At 73.0% G+C, this 13,997-nt stretch carries 15 protein-coding genes; 4 read left to right on the forward strand and 11 right to left on the reverse strand.

Going from position 1 to position 13,997, the window contains the following annotated elements:
* The first annotated feature begins 311 nt into the window (after positions 1–311).
* Positions 312–1,604: a histidine kinase gene (locus AB0M52_RS18765; protein WP_363954982.1), complete on the forward strand. Its 1,293-nt coding sequence runs from the start codon at positions 312–314 to the stop codon at positions 1,602–1,604.
* Entirely contained in the window at positions 1,592–2,254 is a 663-nt protein-coding gene (locus AB0M52_RS18770) for a response regulator transcription factor (RefSeq protein ID WP_363954984.1), read from the forward strand. Before AB0M52_RS18765 ends, AB0M52_RS18770 begins: the two co-directional genes overlap by 13 nt.
* Before the next feature lie 10 nt (positions 2,255–2,264).
* Here AB0M52_RS18770 and AB0M52_RS18775 read toward each other — a convergent pair whose 3' ends face one another.
* From AB0M52_RS18775 to AB0M52_RS18790, 4 genes are all read right to left on the reverse strand, one after another.
* On the reverse strand, positions 2,265–3,842 hold the full coding sequence (locus AB0M52_RS18775; RefSeq protein ID WP_363954987.1) for an FtsX-like permease family protein: 1,578 nt from the start codon (positions 3,840–3,842) through the stop codon (positions 2,265–2,267).
* Positions 3,839–4,537 (reverse strand): ABC transporter ATP-binding protein, encoded by a 699-nt coding sequence (locus tag AB0M52_RS18780; protein WP_363954989.1) that lies wholly within the window; start codon positions 4,535–4,537, stop codon positions 3,839–3,841. The genes AB0M52_RS18775 and AB0M52_RS18780 overlap by 4 nt, the downstream gene beginning before the upstream one ends.
* Complete coding sequence (locus tag AB0M52_RS18785) at positions 4,534–5,070, reverse strand: PadR family transcriptional regulator (protein ID WP_363954992.1); 537 nt, start codon at positions 5,068–5,070, stop codon at positions 4,534–4,536. The genes AB0M52_RS18780 and AB0M52_RS18785 overlap by 4 nt, the downstream gene beginning before the upstream one ends.
* Positions 5,071–5,142: 72 nt before the next feature.
* Entirely contained in the window at positions 5,143–5,715 is a 573-nt protein-coding gene (locus AB0M52_RS18790; RefSeq protein ID WP_363954995.1) for a TIGR03086 family metal-binding protein, read from the reverse strand.
* 31 nt (positions 5,716–5,746) lie between these two features.
* Between AB0M52_RS18790 and AB0M52_RS18795 the strand changes: the two genes are divergently transcribed.
* Positions 5,747–6,592, forward strand: a complete 846-nt coding sequence (locus AB0M52_RS18795) for an AraC family transcriptional regulator (protein ID WP_363954998.1) — start codon at positions 5,747–5,749, stop codon at positions 6,590–6,592.
* 52 nt (positions 6,593–6,644) lie between these two features.
* On the opposite strand, the gene AB0M52_RS18800 is transcribed toward AB0M52_RS18795, so the two are convergent.
* The 6 genes from AB0M52_RS18800 to AB0M52_RS18825 are packed head-to-tail and all read right to left on the reverse strand — an operon-like array spanning position 6,645 to position 12,227.
* Entirely contained in the window at positions 6,645–8,180 is a 1,536-nt protein-coding gene (locus tag AB0M52_RS18800; RefSeq protein WP_363955001.1) for a SpoIIE family protein phosphatase, read from the reverse strand.
* A gap of 1 nt (position 8,181) precedes the next feature.
* The gene (locus AB0M52_RS18805) at positions 8,182–9,531 is read right to left on the reverse strand and encodes a sensor histidine kinase (RefSeq protein ID WP_363955004.1); all 1,350 of its coding nucleotides are present in this window, start codon (positions 9,529–9,531) and stop codon (positions 8,182–8,184) included.
* The gene (locus AB0M52_RS18810) at positions 9,528–10,550 is read right to left on the reverse strand and encodes a SpoIIE family protein phosphatase (RefSeq protein ID WP_363955007.1); all 1,023 of its coding nucleotides are present in this window, start codon (positions 10,548–10,550) and stop codon (positions 9,528–9,530) included. The genes AB0M52_RS18805 and AB0M52_RS18810 overlap by 4 nt, the downstream gene beginning before the upstream one ends.
* Positions 10,538–10,957 carry an anti-sigma regulatory factor gene (locus AB0M52_RS18815; RefSeq protein ID WP_363955010.1) on the reverse strand — a complete coding sequence of 140 codons (420 nt, stop codon included), beginning with the start codon at positions 10,955–10,957 and terminating at the stop codon, positions 10,538–10,540. The genes AB0M52_RS18810 and AB0M52_RS18815 overlap by 13 nt, the downstream gene beginning before the upstream one ends.
* Positions 10,954–11,367, reverse strand: coding sequence for an STAS domain-containing protein (locus tag AB0M52_RS18820; protein ID WP_363955013.1), 414 nt, complete (start codon positions 11,365–11,367; stop codon positions 10,954–10,956). The genes AB0M52_RS18815 and AB0M52_RS18820 overlap by 4 nt, the downstream gene beginning before the upstream one ends.
* Complete coding sequence (locus AB0M52_RS18825; RefSeq protein WP_363955016.1) at positions 11,367–12,227, reverse strand: STAS domain-containing protein; 861 nt, start codon at positions 12,225–12,227, stop codon at positions 11,367–11,369. The genes AB0M52_RS18820 and AB0M52_RS18825 overlap by 1 nt, the downstream gene beginning before the upstream one ends.
* A 164-nt stretch (positions 12,228–12,391) precedes the next feature.
* Here AB0M52_RS18825 and AB0M52_RS18830 point away from each other — a divergent pair, with 164 nt between their 5' ends.
* Complete coding sequence (locus tag AB0M52_RS18830; RefSeq protein ID WP_111212381.1) at positions 12,392–12,748, forward strand: STAS domain-containing protein; 357 nt, start codon at positions 12,392–12,394, stop codon at positions 12,746–12,748.
* A 13-nt stretch (positions 12,749–12,761) separates the two neighbouring features.
* Here AB0M52_RS18830 and AB0M52_RS18835 read toward each other — a convergent pair whose 3' ends face one another.
* Positions 12,762–13,949, reverse strand: a complete 1,188-nt coding sequence (locus AB0M52_RS18835) for an MFS transporter (protein WP_363955019.1) — start codon at positions 13,947–13,949, stop codon at positions 12,762–12,764.
* Positions 13,950–13,997: the final 48 nt, after the last annotated feature.

The following is a 13,997-nucleotide window of genomic DNA, read 5'->3' on the forward strand; positions in this document are numbered from 1 at the left end:
CGCTGCCCCCCCTGCGGGAGCACCGCTGGTTCCCTGGCCGGGCCCCGCCGCCCCTGCGGAACGGGCGGGGCGGGGGGGGCGGGCGTCGCCCGCCGGCCACGGACGGCCAGGCTACGAACGCAGGGGTGCCGGCCGCGTGAGTGCCTAGACTTCCCGGGTGAGCGCCGCCTGGTCCACCGGCCTCTTCCACACCAACTGACCACCCCGCCAGGCGAGGGCGGTCACCGCTTCACGAGGTAGGGCTGGGCATACCCGCAAAGGTGGATCCAGCCGGCTGGGGTCGGCATCGCCACGTGATTAGCGTCAGCGGCATGACACCGGCCGCACCGACCCACCTCGCCCAGGCCCTGCGCCGTCCCCGGTACCTGCTGACCGGGTGGCCGTGGCGCGCACTGGCCTACCTGCTGACCAGCGTGCCACTGGCCGGCGTGCTGTCGCTCGGGCCACTGGTCGTGGTGGCTCCACTGGTCGCCGCCGTCACCGCGGTGCAGCGGCACGGGCGGCCCGTACCGTTGCCGCTCGCCGTGTTCCTCGCGCTCTGCGCGCTGATCGTGCTGGCGCTGGCCCCGCTGCTGAGCGCCCCGGTGGCGGCATTCGAGCGATACCGGCTCGGTCTGGTCGACGAGCGGGCGCTGCCCGGGCAACCCTGGCGCGGGCTCGTCGCGCGGTACACGACGACCGCGGCCTGGCGGGAGGCCGCGTACCTGTTCTGGCTCGGCGGCGTCATCCCGGTCGTCTACTGGCTGTTCATCATGCTCGTGCTGCTGGACGGCGTGCTCATCGCCAGCCCGTTCGTGGCCGGCTCTGCCGACGAGGTGATCCTGATCTGGGCCACCGTGGACACCCCCGCACAGGCCGTACCGCACGCGATCGTCGGCGTGCTGCTCGCGCCGGTGCTCTGGTACGCGGCCGGCGGGCTCGCCGCGGGACAGGCTGCCGTGGCCCGGTGGCTGCTCCGGAACGCCCCGGACGGCGCCGCGCTGCGCGAGGTCACCCGGTCGCGTGCCCGGCTGGTCGACGCGTACGAAGCCGAACGTCGCCGCATCGAGCGCGACCTGCACGACGGTGCCCAACCCCGCCTGACCAGCCTCAGCCTGCAGATCGGCCTGGCCCGGCTGGACGTGCCCGACGACTCACCGGCCGCCCGCCCCCTGGCCGTGGCGCACGACCAGGCCAAGGGCCTGATGGTCCTGCTCCGGCAGATTGTCCGGGGCATCCGCCCGCAGAGCCTCACCGACCTCGGGCTGGCCGGCGCGGTCCGCGAACTCGCCGACGAGGCACCCGTCCCGGTCGACGTGCACGCCGACCTTCCGCGACCGCTGCCCGAGGCGGCCGAGACGACCGCGTACTTCGTCGTGTCGGAGGCGCTCAGCAATGTCGCCCGGCACGCGGAGGCGACCCGGGCGCAGGTCCGGCTCAGCGACACCGGCAGCGGGCTGGTGGTCGAGGTCACCGACGACGGCAGGGGCGGTGCCGACCCGGCGCGGGGCAGCGGGCTGATCGGGCTCGCCGACCGCGTCGCCGCCGCCGACGGGCGGCTGCTGCTGGCCAGCCCGCCGGGCGGCCCCACGGTCGTCCGGGTGGAACTACCGTGGTCGGCGTGACGCGGGTCGTGCTCGCCGAGGACGAGGTGCTGCTGCGGGAGGGGCTGGTAGCCCTGCTCGCCCGGTTCGACTTCGACGTGCTCGCCGCCGTCGGCTCGGCGTCGGCGCTGATGGAGGCGGTCCGGGCACACCGGCCCGACCTGGTCGTGACCGACATCCGGATGCCGCCCGGGCAACACGACGACGGGCTGCGCGCGGCGGTCGCCCTGCGCGCCGAGCAGCCCGGGCTAGCCGTGGTCGTGCTCAGCCAGCACGTGCAGCCCGAGTACGCGTCGGCACTGCTGGACAGCGCAGACGGCCAGCGGGTCGGCTACCTGCTCAAGGACCGGGTCGCCGAGGTAACCGAGTTCGTCGACAACCTGCGTACCGTGGTCGCCGGGGGCACGGTGGTCGATCCCGACGTGGTTCGCCGGCTGCTGCACCGCCCGCGCGACCCGCTCGCCGCCCTCTCCGCCCGGGAGCGGGAGGTGCTGGTGCTGGTGGCCGAGGGACGGTCCAACGCGGCGATCGCGGCGGGCCTGCACGTCACCGAGGCTGCGGTCGCCAAGCACATCGGCAACATCCTGGCCAAGCTCGGCCTGCCGCCGGACGACGACACCAACCGGCGGGTGCTGGCGGCGCTGACCTACCTGCGGGCCAACGCCACCTGACCGAGCGAGCTCAGGTGGACCGCAGTTCCTCTACCGCCGTGTTGGCCCGTAGGAAGAGCAGCCCCAGCCCGGCCGTGATCAGCACCGCGGCCACGGCGCCGGCACCCAGCAGGGCCAGCTGTTCCAACGGTACGTCGGGCGAGTGGATCACCCGCTCCACCTGGACGATCTCGGTGTAGCGGTCGCGGGTGGCCGGATCCTGGCAGAGCTCGGCTGATGCTCCGCACACCGCCTGCTGGAAGCCGCCCGTAACGTGATCGCCGACGAACTGTCGGCCGAGGCCGTGTCCAACGCCGAGCGCGACCAGGACGGCGGGCACCGCAGGCGCCAGCACCTGCCAGAGGATCGAGGTGGCAATGGTGGTACGCGGGACCCCGGTCGCCACGAGCGCCGCGTACGCCCGGCGGCGGGTGACGATCCCCTCCACGAGCGTGACCAGCAGGCCCGCGGCGGCGATCGCCACCGCGGTGACGACCGTCAGATCAACCAGGTCCATGGTGCTCAGGTAGAAGGAGCTGAACGGGCCGGCGTAGTCGTCGTAGCCGGCCTGGCGACTCTGCTCCCGCTGGATCTGTTCGTCGAGCAGGAACCGGGCCCGGAATGCCGCCGCACCGGCGCCGACGACCAGGCTGGCCAGCAGTGCGGCGAAGGTCCGGCTGCCGGCCCACGGGTCGTCGGTCAGCCGACGGGCAGCCAGCAGGGCGGCCGGACCTCGGGCGAAGCGGTGCAGCAAGTGCCCGGCGAAATACGAGATCCAACCGGCCCCGAGGATCACCCCCACTACGCCGGCGAACAGACCGACAAAGACGACGAGCACCGCGACCAGGGCGATCACCATGTCGCGAGTAGCCGGGTCTGCGGACAGCCAGTCAAGGCGGGTGTCCCGGAGAGCCCGCAGGATCGGGTCGATCATGGCCACGGCCAGCACACCGAGCCCGATCAGCAGCGCCGGCCAGGGGCGGGGTGCCCCGGCCCGGCGGGCCCGACGGACCACCCCGAGTGGTGTGGCTGTGACCCGGCGCAGCATCACCGCGGTGGCCGCCGCCGCCACCAGCGGCAACCCCAGCACCACCGCTGCCATGGCCGGCACCGACGGCAGCACGTCGGTCGGCAGGACGAGCCGGCCGCTGGCGTCCGGGTTGTGCAGCAGCTTCCGCCCGACGAGGTACCCGGCCAGCCCGACGAGGGTGCCGACCAAGCTGGCCAGGCCGGTTTCCAGCATCGCGAGCCGGGTCACCTGGCCGGGGGTCGCGCCGGCCAGCCGCAGCGCGGCGAGCCGACGGTCCCGCCCCGGAGCGCCCAGCCGGGCGCTCTGGCCGGCCAGGGCCAGCACGGGAATGGCCAGCAGGAGCAGAGCGAACGCGGTGCCGCCGCGCAGCCCAGGCTCGACGAGGAGTTGGATGGTGTACTGCTCGGACCAGCGGTTGGGGTTGTCGTCGGTGGCTGGCGGGGTCGGAATGGCCAGCACGGTCAGCGCGGCGAGGCCGGGTAGGGTGGCCAGGACGGCACTCAGCGTGGTGAGCGTCACCCGGGCGGTGTCGGTGCGGGTGCCGGCCAGCGCGAGCCGGACCAGAGTGGCTGGCCTCACCGGACGCCGCCCAGTGGCGCTTCGAAGCCCAGGCCGGTGTGGTCCACCATGCCGTCCCGGAGGACGACCTCCCGGTCGGCGTACGCGGCGACCCGGGGCTCGTGGGTGACCAGCACGACGGTGGTGCGCTGCTCGCGGGCGAGCCGGACCAGCTGGGTCAGCACCTGCTCGCCGGTGAGCGTGTCCAGCGCGCCGGTCGGTTCGTCGGCGAAGAGCACCCGTGGTTCGGTGACCAGAGCCCGGGCGGTGGCGCAGCGTTGCTGCTGGCCGCCAGACATCTCGCCGGGCCGGACGTCGGCCAGCTCCGCCACCCCGAACCGGTCCAGCCAGTTGACCGCCGCCGTCCGCGCTGCTCGCCGCCCCGTGCCGGCGAGCAGCAACGGAAGCGCGACGTTCTCTGCCGCGGTCAGCTCGGCGACCAACTGCCCGAACTGGAACAGCACCCCGAACTCGGTACGCCGCAGCCGAGAGCGGGCGGCCTCGGACCAGGTGTCGATCCGCTCGGCGCGCCAGCTCACCTCGCCGACATCGGGACGCAGGATGCCGGCGAGGCAGTGCAGCAGGGTGGACTTGCCGCAGCCGCTCGGCCCGGTGACGGCGACGATCTCACCCTCTGCCACGTCCAGCGTGACCCCCCGAAGCGCCGGGGTCGGGCCGTACGCCTTCACCACGCCGCGAGCCTGCAAGTGCGTCACGAATGGACCTCCCGGTGCCAGTCGGCGACCCGACTCAGGGTGGTGTGCAGCCACCGCAGGTCGGCATCGAGGTGGGCGATTGCGTAGTCGGCCGCGACGATGTCGTCGAGAGTGGCCTTGGGAGCGGTCTTCACCGCGGTCAACTCGCGCAGCCGATCGGTGTGCGCCCGATGCTGCGCAATCAGGTACGCCTGGGCCCGGTCCACGTCGGCGTCCAGCAGCGCCACCACCACCTTGGTGAACAGCGCACTCGTGACGTGCGGCATCGGCGGCTCGACTTTGCCCAGCCACTGGTCCAACGCGGCCCGGCCGTCGTCGGTCAGCGCGTACGTGGTGCGTTCGGGGCCGGCGTCGCGGTCCTGCCCGGTTGCGGTCACCAGACCGTCCCGGAGCAGACGGCCGAGCGTCGCGTAGACCTGCCCGTACGCCAGCGGACGGGACCGGGGCAGCCGCTCGTCGTGCGCCCGCTTCAGCTCGTAACCGTGCTTGCTTCCGGCGCCGAGCAACCCGAGCAGCACATGCGAAGTTGACACCGGCTCACTATTCACTGAGCGAATAGTGAGTGTCAAGGACCTGCTGGGCGAGCCGGTGAAGCGAGCCTTCGGTCAGCCGGCCGGCGACCAGGCCGGGTCACGGCCGGTCACGCCGAGCAGCCGGGGCAGGTCCGGCAGGGCGGTGTCGACGGCCACCGGCTCTGCGAAGACGCCCATCTGCCGGGCTGTTGGGCCGAGTTGGCCGGCCAGTTCGTGCAACGCGGGCAGCGCCGCCGGGGCCGGCACGTACGCCTGGCCGGTGGCGACCGCGAGGTCCCAGCCGTGCACGGTCAGGTCGAGCAGCGCCATGCCGCCCACCACCGGCTGGGGCATCCCCATCCCGGGCGAGACGCCCTCCTCGCTGGCCCGATCCGACCACGCCTCGACCAGCCGGCGGGTCTCCGTCTCGAACCGGTCCCGCCAGCCGTAGGTGAGGTGGTCGGGCTTGTCGGCCCAGGCCACCGACTCCCGGGCGGCGAGCGCCTGGAAGTTGACCACCACGTCGTAGAGGTGGTTGAGCAGGTCGCGGACGGTGTACTCGCGGCAGGGGGTCGGCAGGTCGAGCTGGTCGTCGGTGATCCCGTGGACCACCGCCACGGTTCGCGGCGCCGCTGCCGCCAGCAGATCGCTAGTCTGTGTGGCCATAGGGCCAGCGTATGAGGGTGGTCTTGAAGAAATGCGACAGCCGCGCGGGGACAGCCGGGGCATCCTCGACCCGGCCCGGCTGATGCGGCGGGTCCGGTTCCGCCGGCACCTGCCCGCCGCCGCGCTGCGGCGCTGGGTGGAGCACTACTGGCTCGTCGACTGGGACCTGACCGAGCCGTTCGAGCAGCGGGTCGTGCCGCATCCGGCGGTCAACGTGGTGTTCCAGCGCCACGGCGACGGGACGGAACGCGCCGAGGTGGCCGGGGTGGGCCGGAAACTTTTCTCGATCGTGCTCACCGGCACCGGTCGGGTCTGCGGCGTGCAGTTCCGGCCGGGCGGCTTCCATCCGTTCTGGCAGCGGTCGGTCGCCGAGCTGACCGGCCGGCGGTGGCCCTTCGCCGAGTTGGCCGACCGCTGGCCGCCGGCCGCGGACCCGACTGGTTCGCTGGCCGCCGGCGGCACCGCAGCCGGCTCCGGGATCTGCGCGGGTACGGACGCCGAGCGCTGCCACGCCCTCGACGGCCTGTTGACGAGCTGGGCACCCCGGCCGGACCCGGTCACCGACGAGGTGATGGGGCTGGTCGAGGCGATCCGGACCGATCGGGGCGTACGGCGGGTCGACGAGTTCGCCCGCGACCACGGGATCTCCGTCCGGCGGCTGCAACGCCTCTTCGTCACCCACGTCGGGGTGGGTCCGAAGTGGGTGATCCGCCGGTACCGGTTGCACGAGGCGATCGAGCGGGCCGCGGGCGGGCCGCCGGACTGGGCCGGGCTCGCCGCCGAACTGGGCTACAGCGACCAGGCCCACCTGGTACGCGACTTCACCGCCGTCACCGGCGTCTCCCCCGGCGCGTACGCCCACGGGGATCGGCGTTAACCGGGGGCCCTTCCTCTACCGGAGGCGTTAACAAGGGGCCCTTCCTTACACCTCAGTGGCGGCGGAGGGCGACGACGGCGACGTCATCCTGGATCTCGTCGGGGGCCAGCTCGACGAGCAGCCGCTGGCAGAACCGGTCGAGGTTGTCGTCGACCCGGGCCGCACACGCCGCCAGGGCGGTCAGCCCTTCGTCGATGGTGGCGTCCCGCCGTTCGATCAGCCCGTCGGTGTAGAAGACCATCGTCGCCCCGGCCGGTAGCACGAACTCCAGGTCGGCGGGGCGCGGCGCGCGCACCCCGAGCAGCGGCGCGGAGTGTTGCACGTACTCGACCCGGCCGTCCTTACTGATCAACGGCGGCAGGTGGCCCGCGCTGGCCAGCCGGACCTGCCCGGTGGCCGGTTCCAGCAGCAGTACGCAGATGGTGGCCAGCTCACCGGGGAGCAGCGTACGCATCAGCTCGTCGACCCGGTGCAGGATCTCGCCCGGCTGATGTCCCTCGACCGCGTACGCCCGCAGCGCGTGCCGCAGCTCGGCCATCACCGTCGCGGCGTGCAGGGAGTGGCCGGCCACGTCGCCGATGGCCAGCAGCAGGTGACCGTCGAGCATCACCAGTTCGTAGAAGTCGCCGCCCACCTCCGTCTGGGCGCTGGCCGGCTCGTAGCGGACGGCTAGGTCGAGCCCGGCGATCTCCGGGATGCGACGCGGCAGCAGGCTGCGCTGGAGGGTCACCGCGATCCGGTGCTCCTCGTCGAAGGACCGTTGCGCCTCCACGGCGGACGCCACCGCCTGCGCGAGTTGGACCAGCACCGGCGTACGGGCGGTCTGGGTGGCGGTGGGCACCACGACGTAGAGCGGAGCGCGGTCCTCCCGCAGCCGGGCGGCGGCCACCGTGACCGTGTCGCCCCGGGGCCAGTCGACCAGCGCCCAGCCGGCCGGATCCTGCACCCGGACGGTCGCCCCGGTCGGTACCCCACGGTCGTCGACGGTCCACGGCACGACTTTGCCCTCGGCGCCGGGGCCGGCGCAGACCCCGGCCAGGCAGTCACCGTCGAAGGTCTCCGCCACCACCGCGGCGGGGCTCTTGAAGATCTCCGCGGCACCGGTCGCCGCCGTCTCCAGCAGCCGGGCGAAGTTCGGTGCGGCGTGCACCGCCACGGTGGTGTCCGCCAGCCCGGTGAGCCGCTCGGCGAGCAACTCGGCCCGCTGCCGGGCCTGGTAGTAGCGCAGTACCGCGTGCGCGGTGGCGATCAGTTCGTCCGGCTCGATCGGCTCCGCCAGGTACGCGTCCGCTCCCCGGGTCAATCCCTGGGTACGGTCCGTCGCGTCGATCGCGTGCGCGGACACGTGGATCACCGGCAGCGCGGGATGCACCGACTTGATCCGCTCGCAGACCTCGAAGCCGCTCAGGTCCGGCAGCCGGACGTCGAGCACCACCAGGTCGATCGGATCCACCCCGACCCGGCTCAGCGCCTCGCCCCCCGTCTCGGCCTCCAGCACCGTGAAACCGGCCCGGGTCAGCCAGTTCACCAGGAGGTAGCGCTTGGTCTGACTGTCGTCGACCACCAGCACTGTCGGCGTGCCGTCCACGTCACGTCCCGTCCGCCGGCAGCGAAACCGTGAAGGTGCTGCCCCGGCCGGGTTCGCTGGCCAGTTCGAGGGTGCCGCCGAGCAGGGTCACCAGTCGCCGGGCGTACGGCAGGCCGAGGCCGGTGCCGCCGACCCGGGACGGGCCGGGGGCCTGGTAGAACTCCTCGAACACCCGCTCGTGCAGCTCGGCCGGGATGCCCGGCCCGGTGTCCGAGACGGACAACCGCCAGTTGCCGTCACGCCGCTGCGCCCGCAGCCGGACCTCGCCCCGGGTGGTGAACTTCAGGCCGTTGTGCAGCAGGTTACGCAGCACCTGGGCGAGCAGCACCTCGTCGGTGCGCACGGTGGCCGGTGCGGCCGGCTCCTCCACCACCAGCTCGACCTCCGGGCCGCTGGGCAGCGCCCGGAGCGTGCCGCGCAGCTGGCCGAAGACGGCTCGCAGGTCCACCTCGGTCAGCTCCGGTTCGATCCGGCCGGACTCCGCCTTGGCCAGATCGAGCAGCTCGTTGACCAGCGTGAGCAGATCGGACGCCGAGGAGCGGATTAGGCCGACCTGACGCTCCTGCTCGGTGGTGAGCGGGTCGGACGCGGGGTCGCCCAGCAGCCGCGCCAGCCCGATGGTCGCGGTGACCGGTGCCCGCAGCTCGTGGCTGACGTTCGCCAGGAAGCGGCTCTTCGACTCGCTCGCCGCGCGCAGCTGCGCCGACTTCTCGTCCAGCTCGGCGTAGAGGGCCACCACGCCCCGGTTGGTCGCCTCCAGCTCGTCGGTGAGCTGCTGGTAGAGCGCCAGCACCCCGCGGTTGGTCTGCGCCAGCTCGTCGTTCAGCCGGGCCAGCTCGTCGCGCTGGCTGCGTACCTCGTCGAGGGCGACGATCAGCTGCGAGTTCTGGGTGGCGAGTTCCTCCTCGGCGGTGCCCGGTGCGCTCTCGGCGAGCTGGGCGCGCAACTCGGCGAGGCGCTCGGTGGTGAGCGCCTGCGCGGTCGGTGGAACACGTCGCGACATTCTCACGACCGTATCCCCCTCCACCGTCACCACGCTCAACGTGTCCACCAGGCGCGCCACCGCTGGGGAGTGGGGCTGGTAGCGCCCGGCGGGCAGCGGTGCCACCGGGGCCAGGTCGACCCGCAGATGGCGCCGGCCGTCCGCCGTGTCGGCGACGGCGAACACCACGTCCGCCCCGCCGACGGCGCGAAGCAGGTCCCGGGCGATCTCACTCAGCGCGGTGGCGATCCGGACCTGGTCCTGGTGCTCCAGGCCGACCGCGGCGGCGACCTCCCGACCCCGCTGGCGGACCACGAAGATGTCCTGCTCCACCCGCAGCACCATGCGCAGCAGGGCAGCCGTGCTCATGACCAGGACCTCGCCACCAGCACCCCGGCGTCGTCGCGCCGGATGCCCGCGTCCCGCAACAGGGTGGCGGCCACCACCAACGGCGACCGCCCGGCGAGGCCGGGGTAGTCGGCAAGCTGCCATCGGTCGACCACGCCGTCGGTGTGCATGACCAGCAGGCTGCCGGCCTCGAACGGATAGTCGTACTGCCGGATCGCCGGCCGCTGGTGCCCGGCGATACCGGGCAGCGAGACCAGCCCGCGCCGCCGACCGTCCCCGGTGGCCACGGCACCGCCGATGTTGCCCAGCCCGGCGTACCGCAGCACTCCGGCCGCCGGGTCCGGCTCGGCCACGGCGAGCGCGGCCCCGCGGGTGTGCGACAACGCCCGGTGCAGGTGCCCGACCACCGCGGCCGGGGCAGCCGCCGGGGCGTCGCGGAACGCGGTGAGCGCGGCGTCGGTGGCCGCGGCGGCCAGCGGCCCGTGCCCCAGTCCGTCGGTGACCAGCACCTGACGGCGGTCGCCGACGATCCGCCAGGCGTGACCGTCCCCGCTGACCGCCTCGCCGGTCAGCGGCCGGGTGAGCCCGCCGACCCAGGAATCTCGGGTGTCCTCGTCGGCGAAGACCCGTACGGCGATGACGGTGCCCCGGCCCGGCCGCGAGTACGCGTCGAACCAGCTGGCCTGGCGGACGATCGCCCCCAGGCCGATGCCGAGGGTGCCGGTGGTGGAGTGCCCGTCGCGGGCGGAGTTGGTGAGGTCCGCCATGCCCGGCCCGGAGTCGACCGCGACCAGTTCCACCCCGGCGTCCAGCTCGCGACGCACCGGCCGGAGCAGCAGTACGCCGTCCTCGGCGTGTTTGATCAGGTTGCTGGTCAGCTCGGCGGCGACGATGGCCAGGTCGGCGATCCGGCCGGTGGGCAACCCCAACTGGTCCCCCAACCGTTCGGCTGCCCGCCGCACGGCGCTGCCGGCGCTGCCGTTCTCCACCCGAAACCAGGTGCCACGGTCGGAGACCGGCTCGGCGGTCACCGGGACCACTTGATGATCGTGATCCGGGTGCCCTGGCCCGGGGCGGTCTGGATGTCGAACTCGTCCACCAGACGCCGGGCTCCGCTCAGGCCGAGGCCGAGGCCGTTACCGGTGGTGTAGCCGTCGGTCAGCGCAAGTTCCAGGTCGGCGATGCCGGGACCGGAGTCGGCGAAGACGATCCTGATGCCGGGCTTGCGGCCGTTGTCGACCGGGGTCACCTCGACGGTGCCGCCACCGCCGTAGACGAGGGTGTTGCGGGCGAGTTCGCTCGCCGCGGTGACCACCTTGGTCTGGTCGACCAGGGAGAGCTTGGCCGCCACCGCCACCGTACGCACCAGCTGGCGGACGCGTACCACGTCCTCGTCGCTGCCGACCGTCTGCTGCTGCGGACGGCCCAGGTCGACCCCGCTGGTCACGGCGACGCCGTCGGCTCGGTGGTCGGCCCGTCGTCGAACCAGTCGTCTTCGTCGTGGCCGCGGCCGGCCGCGATGAGTTCCATGCCTCGCTCGACATTCAGCGCGGTACGGATGCCGCTGAGCGACAGCCCCAACTCGACCAGGGTGATGGCGACCGCCGGGCGCATCCCGACAACCACCGTTTCCGCGTCGAGCACTTGGGAGATCGAGGCGATGGTGGACAGCATCCGTCCGACGAAGGAGTCGACGATGTCCAGCGCCGTGATGTCGATGATCACGCCGTGGCAGCCGGTGGCGACGATCCGCTCGGCCAGATCCTCCTGGAGCGCGACGGCGGTCTGGTCGGACATGTCGACCTGGATGGAGACCAGCAGAATGTCGCCGATCTTGAGGATCGGCACCCGCTCCATCACAACTCCCGGCGCGGCTGGCGGCGGCTGGTCTCGACGCCGCCGAGCCGCAGCACGTGCCGCAGCGCGTCGGCGAGACTGGCCTTGGTGGCGATGTCGCCGAACTCGATGCCGAGCGCGACGATGGTCTGCGCGATTTGCGGCCGGATACCGGAGATGATGCAGTCCGCCCCCATCAGCCGGGCGGCCACCACGGTTTTCAGGATGTGCTGGGCGACCTGGGTGTCCACCGCCGGTACGCCGGTGATGTCGATGATCGCGTACGGCGAGCTGGTGTCGACCAGGGTCTGCAACAGCCGTTCCATCACCACCTGGGCCCGGGCCGAGTCGAGGGTGCCGACCAGCGGCACCGCCACCACGCCCTCCCAGAGCTTGACCACCGGCGTGGACAGCTCCAGCAACTGCTCGGCCTGGTCGGCGATCAGGCTTTCCCGGGTGCGGACGTAACTCTCGAAGGTGAACAGGCTCATCTGGTCGACCAGCGCGGAGAAGGCGACGTAGTCGCGCAGCGTCCCGGCGGCCTGGTCAGCCTCCATCACACCCAGCAGCGCATCCTTCAGGGCGAACACCCCGGTGGCGGTCTCGGTGGCGGAGAAGCCCTGCCGCGCCTGTCCGCGGGACAGCTCGGCGAGTACGGCCCGCAACTCGGCCGCCTCCTCGGCGGCCAGGTCGACCGCCCCCTTGCCGAGCGCGTCGACCAGGGCGCGGTGCAGCTCCTGCACCTGCCGGACCAGCTCGGCCTGGCTGAGTCGGCCGCGCAGCTGCCCGGCGACGACCTCGGTCCACCGCTGGGTGATCGCCTCGACACGGCTGGTCAACAGATCGGCCAATCGGCCGCTCTCGTCAGTGCTCAGCCCCATGGCTCTACCCCTTCGACGTCGGACCGGCCGGACTCTATCACCGGGGCCCGGGAACTAATTGCCCCAGAGCAAGGGAATGACGGTGACCACCCGATCCCGCTCCCGTTCTGCGCACCAGGGCCCATGTGGGATACCGTTCCAGCGATAAACAGGAGGTCTGGCGAATGTCCCTGACGGTGCACACGGAACAGCGCGGCGACGTGGTCGTCGTGTCGGTCGCGGGCGAGTTGGACATGGCCACCGCACCGCAGTTGCAGGACCAGATCACCGACCTGCTCGACAAGGGGCGCAGCCGCCTCGTGTTCGATCTGGCGCGCGTCTCGTTCTGCGACTCCACCGGCCTGTCGGTGTTCGTCCGCGCCAAGAACAGCTGCGACGAGGCCGGCGGAGTGGTCCGGCTGGCCGCCCCGCAGCGGGGTGTGCTGCGCATCCTGGAGGTGAGCGGCCTGGTGGAGGTGCTGCACACCTATCCGACCGTCGATCAGGCGGTCGCGGGCGACCCCACGCCGGCCTCCTCCTGACCTCGGCCGCCGCTCAGCGCTCGTCCTCGATGTAGCGGGGACGGGCGATCACCATTCCCGCGCCGGTCTGCACCGCGAGTGCGACCAGCAGGAACCCGATCGGCGCCGTCCAGCCTCCGGTGGCCTCGTAGAGGATGCCGACCACCAGCGGCCCCAGCGCCGCGATGACGTACCCCGTGCTCTGCGCGAAGGCCGACAACGCGACCGTCCCGTCGGCGGTACGGGCCCGCAGGCCGATGGTGGTCAGGATGAGCGGGAACGCGCCCTGACCGAGCGCCAGCAGCACCACCCACAGCACCGCCCCGCCGCGCGGCGCGAAGGCCAGCCCCAGGTAGGCCAGGGTGGAGGCGGTGGTCAGCGCGAACACCAGCGGACGCAGGCTGCCCAGCCGCCCGGCCAGCGTCGGCATCAGCAGCGCGATCGGCACCCCGAGCGCGGTCACCCCGGCGAGCAGCAGACCGGCGTCCTGCGGGCGGAAACCCGAGTCGCGGAACAGTTGGGCCAGCCAGCCCATGATCGCGTAGCCGCTCAGCGACTGCGCCCCGAAGTAGACCGCCATCGCCCAGCCGAGTCGGGTGCGGGCCGGGCGGATGCCCGACCGGGGCGCGACGGCCCGCCGCCCGGCGGCGCGGGCCCGCAGCGCGGCCGGCAGCCACGGGAGTACGGCCACCGCCGCGAGCCCCGCCCAGACACCCAGCCCGGCCCGCCAGGAGCCGAAGGCGTGCGCCACCGGCACCGCGGATGCGGCGGCCACCGTCGTGCCCACGGTCAGCGCCATCGTGTACGCCCCGGTGACCAGCCCGGTGCGGTGCGGGAAGTGCTGCTTGACCAGCATCGGCAGCAGGATGTTCGCGACCGCGATGCCGGCCAGCGCGAGCGCGCTGGTGAGCAGGAACACCACGGCGGAGCCGGTGACCGCGCGCAGCACCTGACCGATGGTCAGGGCGAGCATGCCCAGCACCAGCAGGCGGGCCGGGGAGAGCCGGCGGACCAGCCACGGGGTGGCCGCCCCCAGCCCGGCGAACGCGATGGTGGGCAGGGTGGTGACGAAGCCGGCCATCATCCCGGAGAGCGCCAGCCCGACGCGTACCTCGTCGAGCAGGGCACCGAGGCTGGTCACGGCGGCCCGCAGGTTGAGTGCCACCAGCAGCATCCCGGCGAGCACCAACAGCCCCCCGGTGGCGCGGGGCGTCCCGGCCACGGCGGTTCCGGTGCCGGGCGGGGGTCCGCCGGCGGTCGTGACGGGAGT

It is taken from the genome of Micromonospora sp. NPDC051296, from assembly GCF_040682255.1.
Taxonomy (GTDB): Bacteria; Actinomycetota; Actinomycetes; order Mycobacteriales; family Micromonosporaceae; genus Micromonospora; species Micromonospora craterilacus.

Coding starts and splice junctions, on each gene's coding strand:
- AB0M52_RS18765 (WP_363954982.1), top strand. CDS start 312: ATGACACCGGCCGCACCGACCCACCTCGCCCAGGCCCTGCGCCGTCCC.
- AB0M52_RS18790 (WP_363954995.1), bottom strand. CDS start 5,715: ATGGCCACACAGACTAGCGATCTGCTGGCGGCAGCGGCGCCGCGAACC.
- AB0M52_RS18795 (WP_363954998.1), top strand. CDS start 5,747: ATGCGACAGCCGCGCGGGGACAGCCGGGGCATCCTCGACCCGGCCCGG.
- AB0M52_RS18805 (WP_363955004.1), bottom strand. CDS start 9,531: ATGAGCACGGCTGCCCTGCTGCGCATGGTGCTGCGGGTGGAGCAGGAC.
- AB0M52_RS18820 (WP_363955013.1), bottom strand. CDS start 11,367: ATGGAGCGGGTGCCGATCCTCAAGATCGGCGACATTCTGCTGGTCTCC.
- AB0M52_RS18825 (WP_363955016.1), bottom strand. CDS start 12,227: ATGGGGCTGAGCACTGACGAGAGCGGCCGATTGGCCGATCTGTTGACC.
- AB0M52_RS18830 (WP_111212381.1), top strand. CDS start 12,392: ATGTCCCTGACGGTGCACACGGAACAGCGCGGCGACGTGGTCGTCGTG.